This window comes from Sulfitobacter sp. UBA4523 (genome assembly GCF_002388305.1).
Classification (GTDB): Bacteria; Pseudomonadota; Alphaproteobacteria; order Rhodobacterales; family Rhodobacteraceae; genus Sulfitobacter; species Sulfitobacter pontiacus.
Map to the genome: position 1 here is coordinate 1 of NZ_DGMH01000042.1, position 233 is coordinate 233.

The window sequence follows — 233 nt, forward strand, 5'->3', positions numbered from 1 at the left end:
CTTCATGGCAGATCCTTTACAAAACGACGCAGACGCGTTGCGCGTTCCGATTAGGGGATGTTGCCGTTCAACGCAAACTCTGATGTGCTACGAATGGATGTCGCCGTGGCGGCGTGGGGGGGCGGCTGGGGCTTAATTGCTGCGAAAAATGCGCGACTCGCCGATCATCTGTTCCAGCGCCGCGATCCGTTCTGCACTCTGGTCGGAGCTGCGCGATTGCACGTCGGCGACCA